18 protein-coding genes are annotated in these 22,552 nt (G+C 68.6%); 9 read left to right on the top strand and 9 right to left on the bottom strand.

Annotation, left to right across the window (positions count from 1 at the left end; genetic code table 11):
* Positions 1–19 precede the first annotated feature (19 nt).
* From AOM45_RS16710 to AOM45_RS16700, 3 genes are read left to right on the top strand one after another with little or no spacing between them, the layout of a single operon-like run.
* Positions 20–1,411, top strand: coding sequence for a TIGR02677 family protein (locus AOM45_RS16710; protein WP_030468376.1), 1,392 nt, complete (start codon positions 20–22; stop codon positions 1,409–1,411).
* Positions 1,408–2,484 (top strand): TIGR02678 family protein, encoded by a 1,077-nt coding sequence (locus tag AOM45_RS16705; RefSeq protein WP_030468377.1) that lies wholly within the window; start codon positions 1,408–1,410, stop codon positions 2,482–2,484. The genes AOM45_RS16710 and AOM45_RS16705 overlap by 4 nt, the downstream gene beginning before the upstream one ends.
* The gene (locus AOM45_RS16700; protein WP_030468378.1) at positions 2,477–6,259 is read left to right on the top strand and encodes an SbcC/MukB-like Walker B domain-containing protein; all 3,783 of its coding nucleotides are present in this window, start codon (positions 2,477–2,479) and stop codon (positions 6,257–6,259) included. Before AOM45_RS16705 ends, AOM45_RS16700 begins: the two co-directional genes overlap by 8 nt.
* Here the strand turns inward: AOM45_RS16700 and AOM45_RS16695 are convergent, their stop codons facing one another.
* The 4 genes from AOM45_RS16695 to AOM45_RS53645 are packed head-to-tail and all read right to left on the bottom strand — an operon-like array spanning position 6,260 to position 10,879.
* Positions 6,260–6,775 carry a hypothetical protein gene (locus tag AOM45_RS16695; protein ID WP_030468379.1) on the bottom strand — a complete coding sequence of 172 codons (516 nt, stop codon included), beginning with the start codon at positions 6,773–6,775 and terminating at the stop codon, positions 6,260–6,262. It abuts the gene before it with no gap.
* On the bottom strand, positions 6,772–7,380 hold the full coding sequence (locus AOM45_RS16690; RefSeq protein ID WP_156093884.1) for a DUF6218 family protein: 609 nt from the start codon (positions 7,378–7,380) through the stop codon (positions 6,772–6,774). Before AOM45_RS16690 ends, AOM45_RS16695 begins: the two co-directional genes overlap by 4 nt.
* A 47-nt stretch (positions 7,381–7,427) precedes the next feature.
* Positions 7,428–8,573, bottom strand: coding sequence for an exonuclease domain-containing protein (locus AOM45_RS16685; RefSeq protein ID WP_030468381.1), 1,146 nt, complete (start codon positions 8,571–8,573; stop codon positions 7,428–7,430).
* 32 nt (positions 8,574–8,605) lie between these two features.
* A complete protein-coding gene (locus AOM45_RS53645) occupies positions 8,606–10,879 on the bottom strand; it encodes a helix-turn-helix transcriptional regulator (RefSeq protein ID WP_030468382.1) in 2,274 nt (757 codons plus the stop codon).
* Positions 10,880–10,963: 84 nt separating this feature from the next.
* Here AOM45_RS53645 and AOM45_RS16675 point away from each other — a divergent pair, with 84 nt between their 5' ends.
* On the top strand, positions 10,964–12,016 hold the full coding sequence (locus AOM45_RS16675; RefSeq protein WP_059362538.1) for a cytochrome P450 family protein: 1,053 nt from the start codon (positions 10,964–10,966) through the stop codon (positions 12,014–12,016).
* Here AOM45_RS16675 and AOM45_RS48870 read toward each other — a convergent pair.
* The 3 genes from AOM45_RS48870 to folP are packed head-to-tail and all read right to left on the bottom strand — an operon-like array spanning position 11,973 to position 14,082.
* Positions 11,973–12,257 (bottom strand): hypothetical protein, encoded by a 285-nt coding sequence (locus AOM45_RS48870; protein ID WP_063778352.1) that lies wholly within the window; start codon positions 12,255–12,257, stop codon positions 11,973–11,975. The genes AOM45_RS16675 and AOM45_RS48870 overlap by 44 nt on opposite strands.
* 48 nt (positions 12,258–12,305) lie before the next feature.
* Entirely contained in the window at positions 12,306–13,244 is a 939-nt protein-coding gene (locus tag AOM45_RS16670) for a hypothetical protein (protein ID WP_030468384.1), read from the bottom strand.
* A gap of 1 nt (position 13,245) precedes the next feature.
* Positions 13,246–14,082, bottom strand: coding sequence for a dihydropteroate synthase (gene folP / locus AOM45_RS16665; RefSeq protein WP_030468385.1), 837 nt, complete (start codon positions 14,080–14,082; stop codon positions 13,246–13,248).
* Positions 14,083–14,144: 62 nt separating this feature from the next.
* Between folP and AOM45_RS16660 the strand changes: the two genes are divergently transcribed.
* The 5 genes from AOM45_RS16660 (at position 14,145) to AOM45_RS16640 (ending at position 18,742) form a co-directional block, all read left to right on the top strand.
* Positions 14,145–15,182 carry a DUF2786 domain-containing protein gene (locus tag AOM45_RS16660; protein ID WP_051783621.1) on the top strand — a complete coding sequence of 346 codons (1,038 nt, stop codon included), beginning with the start codon at positions 14,145–14,147 and terminating at the stop codon, positions 15,180–15,182.
* A gap of 40 nt (positions 15,183–15,222) precedes the next feature.
* Complete coding sequence (locus tag AOM45_RS16655) at positions 15,223–16,458, top strand: TolB family protein (protein WP_156093885.1); 1,236 nt, start codon at positions 15,223–15,225, stop codon at positions 16,456–16,458.
* A 49-nt stretch (positions 16,459–16,507) separates the two neighbouring features.
* On the top strand, positions 16,508–16,990 hold the full coding sequence (locus AOM45_RS16650) for a hypothetical protein (protein ID WP_035910469.1): 483 nt from the start codon (positions 16,508–16,510) through the stop codon (positions 16,988–16,990).
* A 62-nt stretch (positions 16,991–17,052) separates the two neighbouring features.
* Complete coding sequence (locus AOM45_RS16645) at positions 17,053–17,325, top strand: hypothetical protein (RefSeq protein ID WP_030468389.1); 273 nt, start codon at positions 17,053–17,055, stop codon at positions 17,323–17,325.
* A gap of 1,087 nt (positions 17,326–18,412) precedes the next feature.
* A complete protein-coding gene (locus tag AOM45_RS16640; protein WP_156093886.1) occupies positions 18,413–18,742 on the top strand; it encodes a hypothetical protein in 330 nt (109 codons plus the stop codon).
* Here AOM45_RS16640 and AOM45_RS16635 read toward each other — a convergent pair.
* Positions 18,739–19,566 (bottom strand): SWIM zinc finger family protein, encoded by an 828-nt coding sequence (locus tag AOM45_RS16635; protein WP_030468391.1) that lies wholly within the window; start codon positions 19,564–19,566, stop codon positions 18,739–18,741. The two genes, AOM45_RS16640 and AOM45_RS16635, sit on opposite strands and share 4 nt — an antisense overlap.
* Entirely contained in the window at positions 19,559–22,534 is a 2,976-nt protein-coding gene (locus tag AOM45_RS16630; RefSeq protein ID WP_030468392.1) for a DEAD/DEAH box helicase, read from the bottom strand. The genes AOM45_RS16635 and AOM45_RS16630 overlap by 8 nt, the downstream gene beginning before the upstream one ends.
* Positions 22,535–22,552 lie beyond the last annotated feature (18 nt).

Genomic DNA, 22,552 nt, shown 5'->3' with positions numbered 1-22,552 from the left:
AGGAAGTACGGTGACACAGGTGACGACGTTTTCACGGGTGCCGGCGGACCTGTTCCGCTTCACCACGACCGACCACGCGGAGCTGCACACAGCGGTCCTGCGCGTGTTCGGGGTGGCGAACGGGCGTCTGGAGACCGTTCTCACCGCCGACGACGTGCAGCAACGATTGAGGCACGTTGGTTGGTCCGAGCAGGTGACGGACGATGAGCTGACCGCGTCGCTCACTGCTCTGCGTCAGTGGGGGTTGCTCGACTCGGCTCAGCAGCGGTACGGGCTCACCAAGCTCGGCGAGGCGGCTTTCGCAGGGGTTGAGCACGCGCTGAGTACGCTGACCAGCAGCGGGTCTTTGCAGACCTCGGTGCTCGACGCTATCTCGGACCGGCTCGACGAGCTCGCGGAGACTACGGACGACCGGCGGGCGTTCACCGCCCTGATGGAGCTCGAAGCGCACTTCGGCGCCCTCAGGACCAACACCACGCGGTTCAACGCGGACCTGCAGCGGCTGCTCAGGGACGAGCAGACCGACCTGGCAACGTTTCAGGACGTCAAGCGCACCACGGTCACCTACCTGCGGGACTTCGTTGCGGACCTCGACGCGCGCAAGCAGCACGTGCGCGCGAAGATCAGCGACATCGACGTCGTCAAGTTGCATGAACGCGCGCGCAACGGTGCTGATCTCTACCAGGGCGAGCATTGGCTCGATGAGCGCGCACGGGCGTGGGACGGCCTCAAGGCGTGGTTTCACAACGTCGACGAACTGCAGGACGTTGCGCGGAGGGCGATTGTGCAGCTGCTGCGTGTACTCGACCGGATCAGTGAGCAGCGCAAGAGACCGACCAACACCGCCGCTGACTTCAGGGCGCTGGCCAAGTGGTTCGCCAGGACCGAGTCCGAGGACGAGGCGCACGAGCTGTTCAACGCGGCGTTCGGGTTGTGGCCCGCGCGGCACGCTCACATCGCGCACGCCGACGGGGAGCTGATCCCGAGCGCTGAGCCCTGGCACAACACGCCACCGGTGGCCGTGTCGCCGCAGCTGCGCACGACCGGCAAGCAGGACCACATCGGCAGCACCGGCAAGGTCCGCAACGTCGACGAGGTGCGCCGCAACCGCCGCGTGCAGGCCGAGAAGGAACGTGCGGAGCTCGAACACGCGTGGCGGCAGATCCAGACCGACGGGCCGATCCGGATCTCCACGCTGACCAACCTCGACCACGACACGTTCCACCGGCTGATCGACCTGGTCGGACGGGCTCTCGGCAGCGACCCGGACAGCACCGGCACGCGCACGGCCGGCACGAGCGACGGGCGGATGCAGATCAACCTCCGCAACGCCCGCGGCTGGGCGACCATCACCACCCAGAAGGGCACGTTGAGCGGGCCCGACTACGTGATCGACGTGCAGAGCCGATGAGCCGAACCGGAAACCAGCTCGCACGGTTGGAGAGCGAGGAGGTGGCGCGCGGTGTGCGGTTGTTGCTCGCACGGCCGTTGGTCTCCGCTGTGTACGACTACGACGGTTTCGATCTCATCAGAAGGCGTCGCGAACCGATCATGAAGTGGTTCGACTACTACTGTGGCTGGCGTGTGCATGTGGAGCCACGCGCTGGATACGCGCGTCTCTTCAAGACGACGCAACGGCCGGACTGCACACGACCGCTGTTCGACAGGCGGCGGTACGTGTTGTTGTGTCTCGTGTGTGCCGAGTTGCTGGCGTCTCCGACGATGACCGTTGACGTGCTGACCACGCGCATCAAGCAAGCCGCCGCCGCGGACGGGCTCCCGTCGTTCGACCTCGACCGGCGCAGCGACAGGACGGCGCTGGCCGACGTGCTGACCTTCCTCGAGGAGAACGGTGTCATCGAAGGCGGCGAACACCTGCGTGCCGACCCGTCGCTCATCACCCGGCTGCTGGCCGCGCCGGTACCGCCCTCCACAGTGGACAGCATCGAGGACCTCACTCGCGAGACCCGGTACGAGAGCGCGCACCGCAGCCTGTGGCAACGGCACTCCACCATGCGCCGGCTGATCGACGATCCCGTGGTGTACCGGGACGAGCTCACCGCGAGTCAGCTCGCGTTCCTGACGTCTCCCACCGGCCGGAAGGTCGTGCAGACCGGCATCGGGCTCGCCGGCTGCACACTGGAGGAACGCGCCGAGGGGTTTCTCGTGGTGGATCCTGACGCGATCGCCACGGACACAAGATTTCCGGACGACGACAGCAACGCGAAGGTCGCTGCGTTGTTGTTGCTCGACCGGTTGGCACAAGGTCCCGCACGGTTCGAGGATCTCGTCGAAGAAGCACGCGAGCTGCTCACGAAGTTCCGCAACTGGGCCACCGCCTACCAGTCTGACGGTGGTGCGGGCAGGCTCGCGGCGGAAGGGCTCGCGCTGCTGGAGGCGTTCGGGCTCGCGCGCACGGAGAACGGCACCGTTCGCAGGCTGCCCGCGGCGGCCAGGTACGCGGTGGAGGAGCTGCATGACTGACCGCTGGCAACCGAGTCGCGCCGGGATCATCAACGTCTGGCGCTACTACGACGAGATCTTCTCGTTCTACCAGGGCAGACTGCTGCTCAGAGGTCCCAACGGCACGGGCAAGTCGAAAGCGCTCGAGCTGCTGCTGCCGTACCTCTTCGACGCGAACCTGCGCCCGCACCGGCTGTCGACGTTCGGCAGCGCGGACCGCACCATGCACTGGAACCTCATGGGCGAGGGCAACCAGGGCAGCACGCGCGTCGGTTACCTCTGGCTGGAGTTCCAGCACGGCGAGGAGTGGTTCACCTGCGGTGCCCGGCTGCAGGCGACCACGAACACCTCCAACGTCACCGCGACGTACTTCACCACGTCGTTGCGGGTGGGCGACCTGGCGCTGGTGAACGAAGCCGGTCGGCCGTTGACCAAGGACGATCTCGTTGCGGCGATTGGTGAACACGGCGTCGTGCACGCCTCACCGGCGGATTACCGCCACACGGTGCGGACGACTTTGTTCCCCGGCGTGAGCGAGCAACGGTACGACTCGCTCATCACGGCGTTGCTGCAGCTGCGCACGCCGAAGCTGTCCGAACGGCTCGACCCGGGCATGCTGTCCTCGTTGCTGTCCAAGGCGCTTCCGCCGCTGGACCAGTCCGATCTCACCGAGATCGCCGAAGGGTTCGAACGGCTCGACCACCAGCGGGAGGAGCTGCGGCGGCTCGACGAGGACATCGCCACCGCCGAACGGCTCGCGGACGTCCAACGCACCTATGCGCAGCGCGTTCTCGGTGCGGCTGCCCATGCGTTGTCGTCTTCTTCTGAGCAGCTCGAAGACCTGACGCGGGCCGCACGGATGAGCGAGCGCCGTTACCAGCGGCAGATCGCGCTGACCGACGAAGCGTTCGAGCAGCTCACGGCGCTGGGACGCGAGGCGAGCGCGGTCGACGCCGAGATCGCCGGCATCTCCGACCTGCCCGCCTACCAGGAGGGCAAGCAGCTCGACCTGTTGCGACAGCAGCTTTCTTCCGCGAACCTCCGCGCGTCGGAGGCGGCCGCGCACGCGGCGAAGCTCCGTGCTCGGGCCGTTGCCGAGGACGAACAGGCCGAGCAGGCCAAGGCAGACGCCGCTGGTCGCGCCGACGAATTGCGGCGTTCGGCCGCGGAGGCCCGAGAGGCTGCCGAACGAGCCGGTATGCCGTCGGTGTTCGACGAGATCGACGCGGACGCCGACGCACGTGCGGGCCGTCAGCTGCTCACGGCCGCCGTGGACGCACGCACCGCAGAGATCAGTTCGGTCCAGCGTGCCGTTGCCGCGCACGAGAGAGCGGTCGACGCACGGGATGCTGCACGCCAACGGCTGGAAGAGACTCGTGAAGAGCTCGAACTGGCCACGGAAGCGGAAGCCGTGGCGCAGCAGGCGTTCGAGCAAGCGTTTGCGAAGTTCGGTGCGGACTTCGAAACGTGGACACACGGCTGTTCCGAGCTGCGGGTCTCCGAACACGACGAGGTAGCGGAAGCCGGCGCCCTCGCCCGTGAGGAATTCAGCCGCATCGAGGCACGACTGCACGAGACGCGCACGGCGTTGAACGGCCAACTCGCGCAGTACAACGCCATCCGCGAGAAGCTCGCCAATCAGGTCGACGTGCCGCCGCCCGCGCCGTACACGCGCAACGGCGAATACCGTTCTTCTGCCGGGGGCGCCCCTTTGTGGCGTTTGGTCGACTTCCGGCCTGGCACGCCACCGGCCGTGTGCGCCGCAGTCGAGGCCGCTTTGGAGGCGTCGGGCCTGCTCGACGCCTGGTTCACGCCGGGCACCTCGTTCGGCCTCTCCGATCACGACCGTTTCGCGGAACCACTGCTCGCTTCGCCCGCTCCCGGTCGCACGCTGCTGGAAGTGCTCGTCACCGACGACGACCGCTGTCATCGCATCCTCCAGGGCATCGCGTTCGGCGAGACGGCCACCGGCCACACCGCCGCCATCGGCGCGGACGGGACGTGGCGCCTCGCCATCGCCCACGGCCGCTGGACCAAGCCCGCCCCCGCCTACATCGGCGCGGACTCCCGCAAACGCGCACGAGCGGGCCGCATCGCCGAGCTCACCGGCCTGATCGAGCAGCTGGCGACCGACCTGTCCGGGGTGGACGCCGCGCTGAACCTGATCGCCGTGCGCCGCGCGACCCTGGCGGGCGAGCTCTCCCGGCAACCGTCGACGGACCCGATCGAGATCGCCGAGGACCAGCGCACGAAGGCCCAGTTGCGGTGTGCGGCGCGGAAGGACGCCGTGGCCGCCGCGACCCGGCGGGTGGCGGAGACCGAGGCCGCCGTGGCCGAGACCCTCCGCGCCATCGACACCGATGTGCCGGACACGGAGGCGGTGTCGGCGTTCCACAACGCGGGTCACCGTTGGCTGGATGACCGCCATGACGCGTTCACGGCAGAAGCGATCTCTCACGACGCCCTGAGCCGCGCCGCACTGAGCGGTTCGCTCGCCGACGAGGCCGAGGAGACCGCCGCCGCTCGTCAGCAGGAAGCCGCCGACCTCGCCATCACGCTGGAGACCGTCGAACGGTCTGCGGGCTCCGAGTTCCACGCGCTGGACCAGCAGCTGATCTCGTTGCGAACCAAGGCACTCGCCCTGGCCGAGGAACGCGAAACGCTGCAGTACAAGCAAACTGGTCTGGCGCGCACACTCGGCACGTTGGAGGAGAAGCGCAAGACAGACACCGCACGTGCGGCGGAAGCCACCGTCGTCCGTGACGCGGCCGAAGCGCGCTATCGCCACCTCACCAGCGGCCACCTGCCCACCGACGCGGGTGACGTGCCGGAGGGGCCGGTCGACGCACAGCTGATCCGTGACGCCGAGTCCCGCCTCGGCATGGCGGTGCACCAGGCCCAGCAACAGCTGGCCGGCCGCATCGACCTGTCACTCGACCCCGACGACGACGTCACCGTGCTGAGCGCAAGCGTCGACGGCGCGCGCATGGGCGCCACCGCGCTGCTTCAAGCGTTGCAGGCCGAACGCGAACGCACGCGCACACACATCACCGACGGCGAACGCGATCTCTTCGACCAGACGCTCACCGGCGACACCAGAAGGCACATCGCCCAACGGATCCAGGGCGCCTCCGAGCTCGTCGAAACCATGAACCAGCACCTGGAACGCGTCCAAACCGCCTCAGGCATCCGCGTGCAGCTCGTCTGGCAGGTGGATCCGCAACTTCCACCAGGCACCCGCGAGGCCCGTGATCTCCTGCTGCGCTCGGACCTCGACGCCGAAGAACGCGCGTTGCTGCACCAGTTCTTCCGCGAGCGCGTAGAGGAGGCACGCGCGCACGACACCGCAACGGGCTGGGAACAACAACTCGCCCAGGTCCTGGACTACACGACGTGGCACCAGTTCGTTGTGAAGGTGGATCGCGGCGAAGGCTGGGTCCCGGTGACCAAACGCGTCCACGGCGCGTTGTCCGGTGGTGAGAAGGCCATCGTGCTGCACCTGCCGCTGTTCGCCGCGGCAGCCGCTCACTACCACGCCACACCGAACTCACCGCGCCTGATCCTGCTGGACGAGGTGTTCGTCGGCGTCGACGCCACCAACCGCGGCCAGCTGCTGGAGCTGCTGGTCAACTTCGACCTGGACCTGGTGCTCACGTCGGACCACGAGTGGTGCGACTACCGGGAGCTGACCGGCATCGCGATCCACCAGCTCACGACCGGCACCGACGGCGACGACGCCGTGACGACGGTCCGCTTCACGTGGGACGGCCACAGCCTCCGAGCAGACGAGGACTAGCTAGCCGGCGAAGAGGGCCAGCATTTCGCGTTGCTCTTCAGTCACGGGGAACTCCGGGTTGCGCCGCGGATAGATCTCCGCGGCCTCCCACAGCTCACCTCGCACGCTGGACGCAACGCCGATCTTGCGCCCACGCGCGCGTAGATCTGCCACAACAGCAGCAGCGTCGAACAGGTAGACAGCGTTCACGACCATCGGCCGCGTGGTGCCGGCCGAACTCTCCGCCGGCGCCCGCGGACCGGTCAGCACCAGGTAGAGCTCCGGTCCGTCCTCGCGCAGGTCGAGCAGGTTGTCCCGCTTGAGGTACCACCTGATGTTCACGGTCCGCCCGTCGGCGAACCGTCCGTCGACGCCCCTGGCCGTCGTGCACTGCTCCAGCTCGATCCCGAAGACCTGGGCGGCGATCCAGTCACCGAGGTGTCCCGCCAGCGCCGGTCGCCGGATGCACGCCGACAGCGCGGCGTCGACCCGGTTGCGTTCGCGGATCAACCTGGCCACCCGCGTCACGTCGTTCACGCGCGCCCTCCCACCAGTCGCCTGCGCAGTCCCGGATGATCCGCCATCGCCTCCGTCATCGCGCGCAACCAGTGCGGCGGAAGCACTTCCGGCGTTCCGAGCTCGTCCTTCAGGTAGCTGCGCCGTTCCACCGCCGCCGCCGTCTCCTGCCAGCGCCGCACCGTCCACCGCACCAGGTGGCACGCGCGCAGCACCCCGGCCGCGGCTCCCGGAGCGAACGAGGGAGGACGGAGCCTCGCGTACCGGTGCATCTCCTCCTCCGTGGCGGGCAACGGATCCGGGATGTCGACCTGCCACTCCAACGGCACGATCGCCTGGTTCTCCGCGCGGTGTTCCTCGACCCGTTTCTCGCAGGCGGCACGGATCTCGCCGATCTCGGCCAGCGCGTCCGGGATCGACAGCGCCACCCAGTGCCGCGGCGGCGTGCCCGCGACCGACTCCAGCCTCCGCACCAGGTCGAGCGACGGGTCCCAGCCGATCAGCAACCGATCCGCGCACAGGTCGACCAGACGGCGTGCCGTGGTGCGGTAGGTGAACGCCTCCTCCGCAGGCACGATCCACGCGCCGGTGTTCACGCCGTCGGCGTTCACGTACCAGAGCGCCACAACGTCCTCATGGTCCGTTACGACGTGATGCAACACGAAGTGGCCGATCACCGCGCACCGCCCGTGAGTTCACCGAGCAGCCCTGCGAACGAATCCTCGGACACGACAGGAATGCCGTACGCGCGCGCCTTGTCGGCCTTGCCCGACATCGTGTCCGGATCGGCCGCGATCACCAGCGCCGTGCGTTTGGTGACGCCGCCCTTCACCGTGAGCCCCGCCGACGACGCGCGGCTCTCCCACACGTCACGCGGCTCACGCATCTCTCCGGTGAAGACGACGAGGTCTCCCAGCGAGAGCCGGACCGACGGCCGCAACACCTCGGCCACGTCGACCCCGAGCAACGACGCGACCAACCGGAGATCGGCTTCCTCGTCGGCGGACAGCCGGCCGTCCTCCCACGCCACTTCGGCCAGCGCGGCGAGGTAACCGCGGTGCAGCTCCATCACCTGCGGCAGGCCGAGGTCGAGCGCCTGGGCCACGTCGAGCAGCTCCTCCTGCTCGTCCGCCGAGAGGTGCCGGTCGACCAACGCCCGGTCCAGCACGTCGAGGTACTCGTCGCCCCACGGCGTCTCCACGCGGGGCAACAGTCGCACGAGCTTCGCCAGGAAGTGCTGTTCGGACCCATGAGCGCGACTGCGTTGCACCGCGAATGCACCGGTTCGCGGCAGTTCCAGCCGTACCGGCTCGACGTCGCCCACGCGGTCAAGGCATCGCATCAGCAGACCCGCGGACGCGCGCGCGTCGTGCAACGCGGAGTGCGCGACACCCATCGGCACGCCGGCCGCCGAACAGCACGCGGCGAGCGAACGCGACGAAGCACCGAGATACCGGCCGGCGAGTTCCATCGTGCACACGCCCGACGCGGGGAGCTCGTGCCCCAGCCGGGCGAACTCCGCCTGCAGGAACCGCAGGTCGAACGACAGGTTGTGCGCGACGAGCACCCGGCCGGAGAGCCTCGCGGCGAGTTCGGGCGCGATGGCGGCGAAGTCCGGTGCGCGGCGTGCCTCGGCCGCGGTGATGCCGTGGACGTGCTGGGCCCCGAGGTCACGTCGCGGGTTGACGAGCGTGCACCACTCGTCGACCCGGCGGCCGGTCTCGTCGACGTGGACGACGGCGACCTCGATCACCCGGTGGTGGTGACCAGGTGAGAGCCCGGTGGTTTCGACGTCGACGACCGCGTACGCGTTGCCCATGCCGGGGCTGTCGTTCGGACCCGTGCTTTCTGTTATCCGCTGTCATCCGATAGGACTAACGCGAGCTCGCCGCGGGTCGTGATGCCGAGCTTCGCGTAGGCGTTCGAGAGGTGGTTGTCGACGGTGCGCACGGAGATCACCAGCGACTCGGCGATCTCCCTGTTCGTCAGTCCCCGCGCGGTCAGAGCGGCGATCTCGCGCTCCCGCCTCGTGAGCGCCGGTGCCGTCATGAGGGCCAACGCAGGCGTGCGCGCTCCTTGGCAGAACGCGACCAAACGGCTGAACAACGCACGATCCCCTGATGCCGCAGCAGCTTCCGCCGCGTGCAGCATCATTCCTGCCTCCTCGAACCGTGCCGCCACCGCGACCAGTGCTGCAGAATCGTTGCGCACCAACGCGTCCGCGTGCGCGGCGTAGACCGGCACCATCAACCCGGTGGTCGTTTCGGCGAGCTCGCGAAGCCGGGCGGCCGCACCGTCCGCATGTCCCAGCCGCACGGCCTCGTACAGCATCAACGCCTCCGCGGCGAACTCGCCGTGCGCACGGAAGTCCGCGGCGGCTTCGAACGGCGAGGCGCCACCTGCCCAGACCCGCGCGTCCCACAGCCCGTAGCGGGACGGCCGCATGCCTTGCGGTGCTTGCTTCTCCGCGGCGGCGAGCAACTCTCTCGCGTCGTTGCCCAACATCGCTTCTATGGACGCGAGTGCGCACAACTGGGCGAACGGCCGCACGGTTCGGGCTTCTCGCAGCAACCTGCGCGCGTCCCCCAGCTGACCGCGCGCCCGTGCGAACCCAGCCCGCGTGATCGCCCATGTGGACCGCATGGAGTCCCACTCGGACTTCTCCTCATGTGCTTGCACGGCAATGCGTTCCGCACCAGCCAGATCGCCGTGCAACGACAGCGTGAACACCTCGGCGAACCGTGTGGACTCCCAGGCCAGCATGTGGTCCTCGCGCTTCGGCACCTCGGGAAATGGCCCGACGTACCGGCCCTCCACCGCGTCGATCATCGCGAGGATGGCGGCCTCTTCCGGTTCCTCACCGGTCAGCGTCGCGCGCGCTTCGGCGTACTTTCCCGCGTCGAACAGCAGGTTCACCCGCGCGGCGTTCATCTCGAGCATGCCCGCGGCCTCTTCGACGCGCCCGAGGCCCCAGGCCAGGTTCAGGGCGCGAACGGCACGTACGACGGGGTCGTCGTGGTCGGTGGAGACCATCGCGAAGACCTCTTCGGCCTCCGCCGGCCGGTCGCTGAACACCAGCACCTGCGCCAGCAGCAGTCCGGCCTCCGCACCACCACCGACCGCCCATGCGGCACGTGAGAGCCGTTCTGCCAGAGCAACCGCGCCTCTCGCAGTGGCCAGCTGTGCGGCAGTCAGCAGCAGCACCGGATCGTCTGCCGTTCCGCTCTCAAGACGCAACACGGCAACACGAAGTGGATCGTCGAGCACCGAAGCCAGATACCGCTGATGGTTCCGCTTGCGCAAAGGCGGACACTGCGCGCGCAACACCTCGCCGTACAACGGATGCGCCAGCCGCAGTCCGTCGTCCGTCACGGCGACAAGACCGTCCAACGCTTCGGAGGCGGCCAGGTCGAGCGGCTCGCCGAACGCGAGCAGCTCCAGGGCGCGGCGATCCTCGTCCGGCACCGCGGCGAGGTGTGCCTCGATCAGCTCCACCAGGCGTGGTGAGAGGGGCAGCGGGCCTTCCAACGACCAGATGCCGTTGCGCTCGACCCACTCCGCCGCGAAGTGCATCTCCCGCAGCAGCAACATGTTGCCCGCGCAGGCCGTCCACAGCCGTTTTGCCGACATGCTCTCCACGGCACCGCCCAGCACGGTGGACAGCACCTCGGTCACCTCGGCCTGCCCGAGCGGTGGCAGCTCGATGCGCGGCAGCAGCTCGTCCTTCCACAGCGCCAGGACGGGATCCGGCATCCGTTCGCCCGACCGCAACGTCGCCACCACCACGGCCTCGCGGTGCTGAACGAGCATGTGCAACAGACCTGCGGACGCGTCATCCAGCAGATGCATGTCATCAACAACTACGACGCGACCACGCAATACCTCCTGCGCGGCATGCAGCATCGCCAACGGCGAGGGCTCCACCGACGGCAAGAAGGGCGCCATCACGCCGAGCGGAATCGCCGACATCGCCGCAGTGGCTCGCAGCCGGACGTCGCACGCCACCTCGTCCACCAGACGTGTCTTGCCAACGCCGGCCGATCCGGCCACGATCAGCCCGGCACCGCGCACCGCACGCCGGACCGCGACGAGTTCGGTGTCCCTCCCCACGAACGGCCACCCCATGCCGCCAGGCTAGGTGATCCGCGACCGGGAGATGGGTGATCGCCTACTCATGCCCCTGAACAGCCCAAACGCCACGCTGTGACCATGAGCTTCTTCAGCGATCCGATCCCGTACTTCGACAGGTGGCGCGAGCAGGGACCCGCACTGGTCGAGACCCCGGACGGCCAGAAGTCGTGGATGATCGCCCGCTACGACGACGTCGTGCAGGCGCTCAGCCACCCCTGCCTCAGCAGTGCCGTCATCCCGGGCGGGATGCTGAACCACAGCGACCCGCCGGAGCACACACGGCTGCGCAAACCTATCGCGCGCGCGTTCTCCACACGGCGCATGGAATCCCTGCGGCCGCGCATCGCACAGATCACCAACGAGCTGCTGGACACGTGGGAGACCGAAGAAGAGGTCGACGTCATCGGAACGTTCGCCTACCCGCTGCCGATCGCCGTCATCTGCGAACTTCTGGGTGTGCCCGCACAGGACAGGAACGTGGTCCGCACTCTCTCGTCCGAGCTGATCGCACCGGAGACGACGGTCGACGCCTACGGCCGGTTCGCCGTGTACGTCCAGAACCTCCTGGACACGAAAGAGCCCGGCGACGACGTCATCACCGAGCTCCGCGACGAACCGAACCTCGTGGCCAACCTCGTGTTGCTCATCACAGCGGGCCACGAGACCACTGTGCAGCTCATCGGCAACGGTCTGCTCGTGCTGCTGCGCGATCCCGCCATGAAGCGGAGGCTGATGGACGACCCGATCCTGATCCCGGACGCCGTCGAGGAGCTCCTGCGCTTCGACGGGCCGTTCCCCACGGGGCTGATACGCGTCGCGACCTCCGACGTGGTGATCGGAGGGGTCACGATTCCGCGGTCTTCACAGGTCGTGATCTCACTGGGGGCGGCGAACCGGGATCCGTCCCGGTTCGCGGATCCGGACGTGTTGCAGCTGGGCCGAAACCCACACGTCGCGTTCGGGCACGGGATCCACTACTGCGTCGGGGCGCGGCTGGCTCGCATCGAGGGCGAGATCGCGTTCGGAACGCTTCTTCGGCGTTTCCCGGAACTCGCGCTCGCCGCTGAGCCCGAGTGGCGGGAGTCATTCATCCGAGGCTTGGCATCATTTCGCGTGCGACCGAAGCCCTGACGGCGGCACGGGCCGCCGACAGGTCGTCGACGGCGTAAATCTCCGGGCAGGAGGCGATGACGAGGTCCTTTTCTGACGCGACGGTCAGCAAAGAAGCTTTCTCGGTCAACGACTTGGCTTGCCGGACAACTCCCTTGGCGTCGACGCGGATCAACGTGACCCACGTCTCTGACCAGGGAAAGTCAGCGACGGCGCTGGATTTGCGCAGGCCTTCCACATCGAACTCGGCAAATCTGGGCATGACACCAAGATAACGAGTCGAGGTTGCGGAAAGTCAAAGATCACCCTTTCACCGCAATGCCGCCAGCAGATGGGACAGGTTGACACCAACGGCGTCCGCCAACCGGCGGACGACTTCAGGAGCGGGTGCCAACGGGTGTGTCTCGCGGGTGAACGGCAGGCCTTCACCGCCCGAAAACTTCGATTGCGGAGTAACGGGCGCGAGGATCGGGTAGACGCGCCAGCGCGGCACCTTCGAGTCCGCCATGGCGAGCGTGTTCTCGTGCCACAGCATCACGGCGGATTGCCGCACGTTGCGCGCGAGAACGCATCCGTAGCCGGTCAGCGTGATTGCGCGCGCGGCGGCCCGCACGGGATTCCGGAAGTCCCCGTCCACGACCCACACGCCGTTCATGACCTCCGCGGTGAGGCCCTCCGCCTCGAGCGCCGCGAGGGTCTCGGCGTGCTGGTCGTCCGCGGCCGCCGTGGCCAGTTCGACGACCTCCTGGACCTCCGAGGCCGTCACAACGCGCGCGCCGGCCTCCGTGGAGGCGTGCAGGAGCCGTTCGACGTGACGGTCCTCCGCGTAGGCCGCCCACTCCTGGGCCTTCTCCCACGCCGACCGTGCGATGACGTCGGCCTCGGAGCCACCACGCAGCCGTGCGTCCTGCAGCAACTGTGCGAGCACCACGGCGATGACCGAGCTCAGCAGCGCATCGTCGCGCGACTCGTCGTCCTCGGGCACGAGAGAGACGACGAGGTCACGCAGCTCAGCGCGCCAGCTCTCGTCGCCGGCCCACACACCGATGGCGAGCAGGTTCAGGTAGTGGTCCGCCAGGGCCATCCGCACGAGCAACGGCTGAGAGGCCGCCTCACGAGCGTCGCGGCGCGCAGTCGCCTTCACCTGCTGCCGTTCCGCGGGGTCGATCACGCTCACGCGGATCTTGTCGAGCTCGTCGAGGAAGTCGTCCCACCGGTTCTCCGAAAACCGGGCGAAGACGTCGTCCACCTCATACCTCCAGCGCAAGTCGAGCGACGGACTCGAGTACTCGTCTGGTGCGCGCCACTTCGTGCGCGCGGAACACCGCGGCGCCCGCCAACGCCGCGATCGCCGTCGCGACGAGGGTGCCCTCGACGCGCTCGTGCAGTTCTACGCCGAGGGTCTCCCCGACGAAGTCCTTGTTGGACAACGCCATCAGCACCGGCCACCCGGTCGCGACCAACGCGTCCGTGTGCCGCACCAGCGCGAGGCTGTGCCATGTGTTCTTGCCGAAGTCGTGTGTGGGGTCGATCAGCACGCTCTTGCGAGGCACACCGAGTGCGACCACCCTCTCCGCGTGCGCGGTCGTCTCCGCGATGACGTCCGCCACGAGGTCCGGGTAACTAACCCTATGCGGCCGCGTACGGGGTTTCACACCGCCCGTGTGCGAGCAGACGTAACCGGCGCCGTACTCCGCGGCGACCTCGGCCAGGTGCGGGTCCGCGCCCGCCCACGTGTCGTTGAGCAGGTCGGCACCGGCCTCGCAGGCGAGCCGGCCGACGTCCGCGCGCCACGTGTCGCTGCTGATGATGAGATCCGGGTACGCCTCGCGCACACGCGCGATGAACGGCACGACGCGACGCACTTCTTCGTCGGAGTCGACGAGGTCGCCGGGGCCCGCCTTCACACCGCCGATGTCGACGATGTCCGCGCCCTCGTCGACGACGCGGTGGACGGCCTCCATCGCGACGTCCTCGGCGTAGGTGGCGCCCTTGTCGTAGAACGAGTCCGGGGTGCGGTTGATGATCGCCATCACCAGTGCGTGGTCGCGGACGACCGTCCGGCCGCGGAACTGGAGCTCGATCACATCCCGTGTCTACCAGGTGGTCGGAGACCTTGGCACATGGCGGACGTCTCATACTGCCTGTCGTGGAACTGGTGAAAGCGGTCGACGGGCTGTGGCAGCGGGGCTGGCTGCCCTACGACGTTCGCGAAATGGTGTCGCGTTCGCTCGACGAGTCGGCCACTTCCCTGGTGGTGGACGTGATCGCTTTGTCCTGTTCGCCTCATCCCGCGATGACCGTGCACCCGCGGTGGCAGCGCCAGCTCGACGAGATCGGCGCCACCGTGTGGTGGGAAGGACCGTTGCTGGAGGCGTGGGCCGAGCGTCACATCGAGACGCAGGCGTTCGCGTCACGAACGGCCTCTGAGCTGTTGGCGTACCTCGTCCGGTTTCCCTCGTTGCCACGCATCCTGCCGTTGCCGGGCGACGGTTTGATGTCGGCCGTGCGCGCGGGTGTGGACCCGAAGGTGCTCAACCGCGTGCGCGGGCTGTTGGCGAAGGCCGAGTCGACGTCGTTCCCCGAGGAAGCGGAGGCGTTGTCGGCGAAGGCGCAGGAGCTGATGAACCGGCACGCGCTCGAAAGGGCGATGCTGGACGCGGACCTGCCGGCGCTCGCGACGTCGCGGCGGATGTGGCTCGACAAGAGCTACTTCAAGGAGAAGTCCCAGCTCGTGCAGGTGGTGGCCAGGGCGTTCAGGTCGCGTGCGGTCGCCTACGACGGGTTCGGGTTCGTCGCGCTGGTCGGCGACGAGGTGGACCTGGAGAGCATCGAGCTGCTGTCGACGTCTTTGCTGGTGCAGGCGACGCGGGCGATGGTCGCCGCAGGTGGGCGTGCGGGCAAGGGCAGCGAGGCGCGCTCGCGGCCGTTCCGGAAGGCGTTCCTGGTGGCCTACGCGTCGCGGATCGGCGAGCGGCTGGAGGACGACGCTCCCGTCTCCGACGAGCGGTTGCTGCCGGTGCTGGCCGATCGCAAGCAGGCCGTGGACACCTTGTTCAACGAGATGTTCACGCGTACGCGCACCTCGCGTGTGACGGTGCGGTCGGCGGCGGGGTGGGGCGCGGGCCGTGCCGCGGCGAACGTGGCCGACCTCGGAACCGGTCGAAGTTCCGTGACTTCGGGCTAGGCTGGTGTCGCCGCCCCGCGACCAAGGGTGGTGCACGTCCGTGTTCGGCAAATCTCTCGTTGTGGCCGCTGTGCTCGTGGTGGGCCTGTCGTCGTCGGCTTCCGCGTCGTTCTCGGTGCTCAGACCACTGACGCACGGCAACGGCGACTCCACGACACCGGTGACCAGCGCTGACGGGCGCTATGTCGCCTTTCCCTCTCTCGCGTCGAACCTCGTCCACGGAGACCGCAACGGGGTGTCCGACGTCTTCGTTTCGGACTTGCGGACCGGTGTCGTGCGGTCCGCGTCGCGTGGCGGGAACGGGCCGTCGTTCGACCCGCCCGCGTTGAGTGCGGACGGACGGTTCGTGGCGTTCGTGTCGTCGGCGTCGAACCTCGTCCCCGGTGACACCAACGGTGTCGACGACGTGTTCGTGACGGACATGCGCACCGGACGCGTCGAGCGCGTGAGTGGTGGCAACGGCCCGGCGTACGGCAGTCCGGCTATGTCCGCTGACGGGCGCTATGTGGCGTTCCGGTCGGAGGCGTCGACGTTGGTGGAGGGAGACACCAACGGCGTGGCGGACGTGTTCCTGACAGATCGCTCCTTGGGGAGGGTCACACGCATCAGCACGTCGGCTTCCGGTGCGCAGGGCGACAAGCTGGTGCACCACGGCCTCGCGATGAGCGCTGACGGACGACTGGTCGTCTTCCCCTCCGCCGCGACGAACCTGGTGCCGGGTGACACGAACGGCAGCGTGGACATGTTCGTGAAGGACGTCGTTTCCGGTGCGGTGGAACGGGTCAACGTGTCTGCTTCAGGTGCGCAGACCTCCTCCTACACGCTGATGCCCGCCATCACGCCTGATGGTTCGCGCGTGTTGTTCGTGGCGTGGGGCGACACGCTGGTGCCCGGTGACACTGAGGACACACCGGACATCTTCATGAAGGACCTGCGCACCAAGGCGATCACGCGGGTGAACACGCGTCCTGACGGGACGGTGGCGAACGCACAGCCGTACCAGCCGTCGGTGAGCGCGGACGGCCGGTTCGTCGTGTTCTCGTCGCTGGCCTCGAACCTGGTGCGGCACGACAGCAACAACGTGGACGACGTGTTCCTCAAGGACGTGGTGTCCGGTGCCGTTGTCCGTCTGAGCGAGCGCTTCGGCAGGCAGGGCAACAACTTCTCGGTGGCGCCGACGATCAGCGCGGACGGCCGCACCGTGGTGTTCGCGACGCTGGCGACGAACCTCTGGGCCACCCCTTCGAGTGAACTCCTCGTTCACAACCGCCTCTGAAGCCCCCAACCCGGAAAAACCGTCAGACCCCCTCCCTAACGTCGACCCCATGACATCCACCTTCCACAACGAGATCAAGCTCGGCGAGGTCAACTACCGGCTGAGCGCGACGACGGACTCGGACGAGTCCCTGGTGCTGGACCTGCTGGGATCGCTCGACTCGGGAGAGGTGATCGCGGACGGCCGCCTTCGCATGCCAGTCGAAGGCGGCGCCACGGTCGGCAAGCTCCTGTCCCGCGTCCTGGGCGCCCACACGCGCCTGCGCAGCCGCCCGAGCCGTCACGCCAACGCCAACCAGCCCTGGACCGAGCCCCTCGACACCGAACTGCGCACCGCCTGGCTCGCCCCGATCGACAACAACCCGACCGCACTCATCAAGTTCCTGGCCGAAGAGATGCAACGCTCCGCCACCGCCATCCGCGCCCGCCTGGCGAGGGTGGGCTGCGATCCGGACGTCCCGGGCCGCGAGCTGTCCCCGGCGGCCGCCGCGCTGCTAGGGGGAAAGTCAGGGACCACTCAGGGTAAGACCTGATTCGCCAGACCCCGGCCCGGCGGACCCTGGAGTAGCAAGCACCAGAGTCTCAGGGGGTAACAGTGGAAATCAGCGGCTTGTTCACCGCGCTGCTCTTCGGAGCCGTCATCGGCGGTCTGGGCCGGCTGGTGGTCCCGGGCAGGCAACACGTGTCGCTGCTGGCGACCATCCTCGTCGGCATCGTCGCCGCCCTCCTGGGCACCGCGGCGGCCACGGTCCTCGGCGTGGCCGACACACCGGGCATCGACTGGATCGAACTGGCCCTCCAGGTAGGCCTCGCCGGCGCCGGCGTGACCCTCCTGGCCAACCGCTCCAGGCCCAAACTCCCCCACTGACCCACCGGCACGGGCGGCCCCAGGCCGCCCACCCACCCGGCCGCCCCACCAACCATCACGCGCTTCGCCGCGCCGCGCCCGCCGACCCGACCCGAGCCGCCCTGCCCACCGCGCCACCGCGCCCGGCCCGCAGCGCCCCAACGGGTCACGGCCGCACCCATCCGCAGGCGTACGCCAAGCAACCAACGCGCCCAACCGCACCACGCACACGTACCTACGACACGCCGCCAAGCGTTCACCCGAGAAGCGGCGCAACACCACGCGGCCACCAACCCGAGCTGCCCTGCCCGCCGCGCATCACTCCCGGCCCGCAGCGCCCCAACGGGTCCACGGCCCCACCCATCCGCAGGCGTACGCCAAGCAACCAACGCGCCCAACCGCACCACGCACACGAACCTGCAACACGCCACCAAACCTTCACCCGAGAAGCCGCACAACACCACACGGCCAACAACCCGAGCCGCCCTGCCCACCGCGCCACCGCGCCCGGTCCGCAGCGCCCAACGGGTCCACGGCCCACCCATCCGCAGGTGTCCAGCGAACAACCACTGCTTCCAGCCGCACGCCCCGGAGCGTTCGACACTCCGGTAACCGTTCGCACGAGAAGCTGTGCGGCACCACGCGGTCAGCAACCCAAGCCGTCCTGCCTTCCGCCTCCCACTGCAGCCGGACCGCAGGCCAACCAACGGATCGCGCGCCGAAACCAGGCAGGCCGCAGAACAAACCGGCTCACTGCCCGCACACCGATACGCGGACAGCCGCCGGCTCCGACTGCGCCCTGCTCGCGAGCATCCATGACGCCGCCGAGCACTTCGCACCAAAAGCCTGTGGTTCCACGCCGTCAACAACCCAGGCGCCGCGCCTCCATCGCCTGTATCCCTGCTGCCCGCACCCCACCCGGTCAACAACCGAAACCGCGCCGCCCTCCAGCCTTCACGACAAGGCCGGACCACCGCGCCCCCACTCACCGACCGAAAGGACACATTCCCATACACACCAACACATTCCGCCTGAACCGGCGACGCCACCACGGCGACCTGATCACCCCACCCGCCATCCAAACACCGTTCCGGTGCCAAGATGCGGCATGACTGATCACCGGCGTGCCGTGCTGGAGGGAACCCGAATCCGCCGCACCACGACCCCGACCGACGCCCAGGTCGAGTCGGCGGTCCTCGGCATGGCCCGCGACAGCGTCGTGGTCCTGTCCGAGGTGGGCGACGACCACACCTACATCCAGGTGTGGCAACGCCCCGACGGTCTCTACCAGCTCGAGCACCGTGCCGGCTCGCCCGTCGAGCACTTCCAGACGATGACGGTGTCGGCCGAGAAGGTCCACACGGCCTTCGTCGGGTGGCTGCGGGACGAGGACTGGGCCGGCGCGTTCACGTGGAAGGAGATCAGTGAGCTGTTCTAGTCGGTCGGCTTGAGCGCCTGGTAGGCCGGGCGCAGCAGGTCGACGAGGTTCGACTTGCGCACGGTGATCGGCACGGCGTCGAGCTGGTCGAGCACCGCGTCCGGGCGCACCTCCGCCGTGGGGTCGCCGAGGGTCAGGCTCGACGTCGTCCGCTTCTGCCAGAACGTGTCCAGGCACTTCGTCAGGGGTGGCGCTTCTTCGCGGGCCGTCACCGTCCGGGTGGTGCCGCGGAGCGTGCGGAGGCGTTCGAGGAGGTCTTCGCGACTGCGGCCGCGCCAGGCGAGGATCTCGAACGGGTCGTTGTCGAACGACTCCGCCAGCAGGTAGCAGGTGGCGGCGAGGTGCTTGCACGGCACTTCCCAGTCCGGGCAGGTGCAGTCCATCGTCATCTCGCGCTGCGTGGCGGGGAAGAGTTGGAGGCCGAGCGAGGCGAACAGGGTTTCGATGTCGGCGGGCATCTCGCCTGCCAGCAGTTTGGCCGCGTACAGGGCTTTGCCCGCCAGGGCGTGCTCGATGCGCTGCCATTCCGGGGTGGTGAACGCCTTGATCGCGATGCGCGCCTTGTACGGCGTGGGTCGTGAGCCCTGCACCAGGGCGATCACCATGCTGGTGGAGAGGGAGAGTGACAGCACCTGGCCCTGGCGCGCGTAGTTGCGGCCACGGCTGAGGCGGCCGCCCATGCCGAACGACTCGAGCACCTCGATGAAGCGGCGCGACCACCACGTCGTGCCGATGTCGCCGCGTTTGCTCTTGGCCTTGAGGCCGTTGTCGACCTTGATGGTCTTGCCGTAGCGGGGGCGTTCGCCGGACCAGTGCTCACTCACCGACGGCCTCCCCGGACAAGGTCAGCAGGTCGCGCAGCTGGGCGGTCGACAGCTCGGTGAGCCAGTTCTCGCCCGCGCCGACGACGAGTTGGGCCAGTGCGCGCTTTTCCTCGATCATCGTGTCGATGCGTTCCTCGAGCGTGCCGATGCAGACGAACTTGCGCACCTGCACGTTGCGGCGCTGGCCGATGCGGAACGCGCGGTCGGTGGCCTGGTCCTCGACTGCGGGGTTCCACCAGCGGTCCAGGTGGATCACGTGGTTGGCCGCGGTGAGGTTGAGGCCGGTGCCGCCTGCCTTGAGGGACAACAGGAACAGCGAGGGGCCCTTGCTGTCCTGGAAGCGTTCGACCATGCGGTCGCGCGTCGCCTTGTTCGTGCCGCCGTGCAGGAACATCACCTCGGTGTCGAAGCGCGCGGCCAGGTAGGGCACGAGCATGCTGCCGAACTCGGTGAACTGCGTGAAGCACAACGCTTTGTCGCCCTCGGCGAGCACCTCCTCCAGGACTTCCTCGAGGCGCGCGAGCTTGCCGGAGCGGCCGGCCACGCGGGAACCGTCGCCGAGGAAGTGCGCGGGGTGGTTGCAGACCTGCTTGAGCTTGGACATGGTGGCGAGCACCAGACCTTTGCGGCCGATGCCTTCGGCTTCCTCGATCTTCTCCAGCATGTCGTTCACGACGGCCTGGTAGAGCGAGGCCTGCTCGGTGGTGAGGTTGCAGAGCTGGCGCATCTCGACCTTGTCCGGCAGGTCGCTGATGATGCGCGGGTCGGTCTTCACGCGGCGCAGCACGAACGGGTTCGTGATCTTGCGGAGGCGGGCGGCGGCGTCCTGGTCGTTGTGGCGTTCGACCGGTACGGCGAAGCGGGCGCGGAAGGTGTTGATGGTGCCGAGCACGCCGGGGTTGGCGAAGTCCATGATCGACCACAGCTCGGCCAGGCGGTTCTCCACGGGCGTACCGGTCAGGGCGACGCGGTGGCGCGCCTTGAGTCCACGCACTGCCTGGGACTGGCGGGTCGCGCTGTTCTTGATGTTCTGGGCCTCGTCGAGGACCACGCGGTCCCAGGTGAGGTCGCCCAGCGCGTCTGCGTCGCGGGCGGCGAGCGCGTAGGTGGTGAGCACCAGGTCGTGGCTCTCCACGGCCTCGCGCAACGCGTCGCCGTCCAGGCGGTCCGCGCCGTGGTGCACGTGCACCGAGAGCTCAGGGGTGAATTTCGCCGCCTCGCGTTGCCAGTTGCCCACGACCGACATCGGGCAGATCAGCAACGTCGGCGGGCGCTTGCCGTGGGCGCGGTTCAGCGCTTCGAGTGCGAGCAGCTGAACGGTTTTGCCGAGGCCCATGTCGTCGGCCAGGCAGGCGCCGAGGCCGATCCTGTCGAGGAACGCGAGCCAGGCCAGGCCGCGCTGCTGGTACGGGCGGAGCCGCGCGCCGAAGTTCGCCGGCGGTTCAACGGGTTCGAGCTGTTCGTCGGCCTTGCCGGACAACAGGTCCCCGAGCCAGCCGTCGGCCTCGACCGAGGTCAGCGGAAGCGGCAGGCTCTCGTCCTCCTCGGTGAGTCCGCTGTGGAGCATGACCTCGGCCGCGGTCATCTGCCCACCGCCGCGCTTGAGGAACGCGAGACCCGCGGCGAGGCGCTTCTGGTCGACCTGGACCCACTGGCCGCGCACCTTCACCAGCGGCACCTTCGCCCTGGCCAGTTCGGCGAGTTCGGCGTCGGTGAGCGTGTCCTCGCCGAGAGCGAGCTCCCACTTGTAGTCCACAATGGACTTCAAGCCGATCTCGCTCTCCTTGGCCACGGTTCCGGCCGTGCCGCGGCTCTTCGTCGTGAGCTTCAGGCCCAGCTTCGTCTGCTGCTGCCACCACGACGGCAACAGCACTCCGAACCCCGCCTGCGCCAGCACCGGTGCCGCAGTCAGGAACCGGTAGGCGCCTTCCGCACCGACCTCCATCTCGACCGGGTGCGCACTGCGCAAGGCCTCGTCGAGGTCGGGGTGCAGCCTGCTCGCCCGGCCGAGGTCGGCCAGCAGGTGCTCCTGCGGTGCGGGGATCCAGCGGCGCAGCACGCCGTCGTCCGCGAACCACACCTGGTGCGCGGGCACCAGGACGCTCGGTTCGTCGACGGCCTGCAGGAGGAACTCGACGGCCCACTCGTCCTCTTCGCGCTGCTCCGGCGAACGCAGCCGGAAGCACGTGCGCACAGGACTCTCGTTGCCCGCGCTCGTACGCCACCGGTCGAGCTGCTCGCGCAGGTCGTAGAGCTCCACCGGGTCCGCGTCGAACGCGGGCTCACCGGTGAGCGCGGCGAGCCACATTTCCGCCGTCGTCGCGCGGCCACGTCGCTTCGGCGCGAGACCCATGCCGTTCAACCGGTCGCGCACCTGCTCGTCGACCGCCGTCGTGAGCGCCGCGCGCACCAGTTCGGCGGGGTCGCTGACGATCTCCTCGCACCGGCAGGCGGGCGGCATCGCGGTCTGCAGTGCCGCGAACCGCGCCGAGTCCGTCCCCGACAGCACCGGAACCCACCGGGCGACGGCCTGGTCCGGTGCGACCGACGGCAGCACGCGTCCGCGATCCACGAGGTCGGCCGCGAACTTGAGCACGTCGAACACGAACCGCGCGGAGTCGCTCAGCCGCACCTCGGCACTGCGCTCCGGCGTGCCGGTGAGGCGAACCGTGGGAACACCCCACTGCCGCAGCTGCACCTTGCCCCGCTGTGCGCGCCCAGCCGTCAACGGATCGCGAACCAGCTCCGGCGACGCCATCGGCCCCGACGGGAACGACGGCAGCAGCAACGCCCGCGTCGTCGTCTTGAGGCCTTCCTGCCCGAGCGCGACGGCCAGCGACTCGGCCGTCGCCGCGAACGGGTGCGGGGCGTCCCGGCGCGTGCTCTCACTCCGGGCGGGCAGCCCGGAATCCTCGGCCCACAGCGCGAGGACGCCGTCGGTCGTGCACAGGCCATGCAGTACGAGCACCTTTGAACCCTATGTGCT

The sequence above is a fragment of the Lentzea aerocolonigenes genome (assembly GCF_000974445.1).
Lineage (GTDB): Bacteria > Actinomycetota > Actinomycetes > Mycobacteriales > Pseudonocardiaceae > Lentzea > Lentzea aerocolonigenes.
The sequence above is the reverse complement of the archived record's forward strand: the minus strand, read 5'-3'. Positions and strand labels throughout refer to the sequence as shown.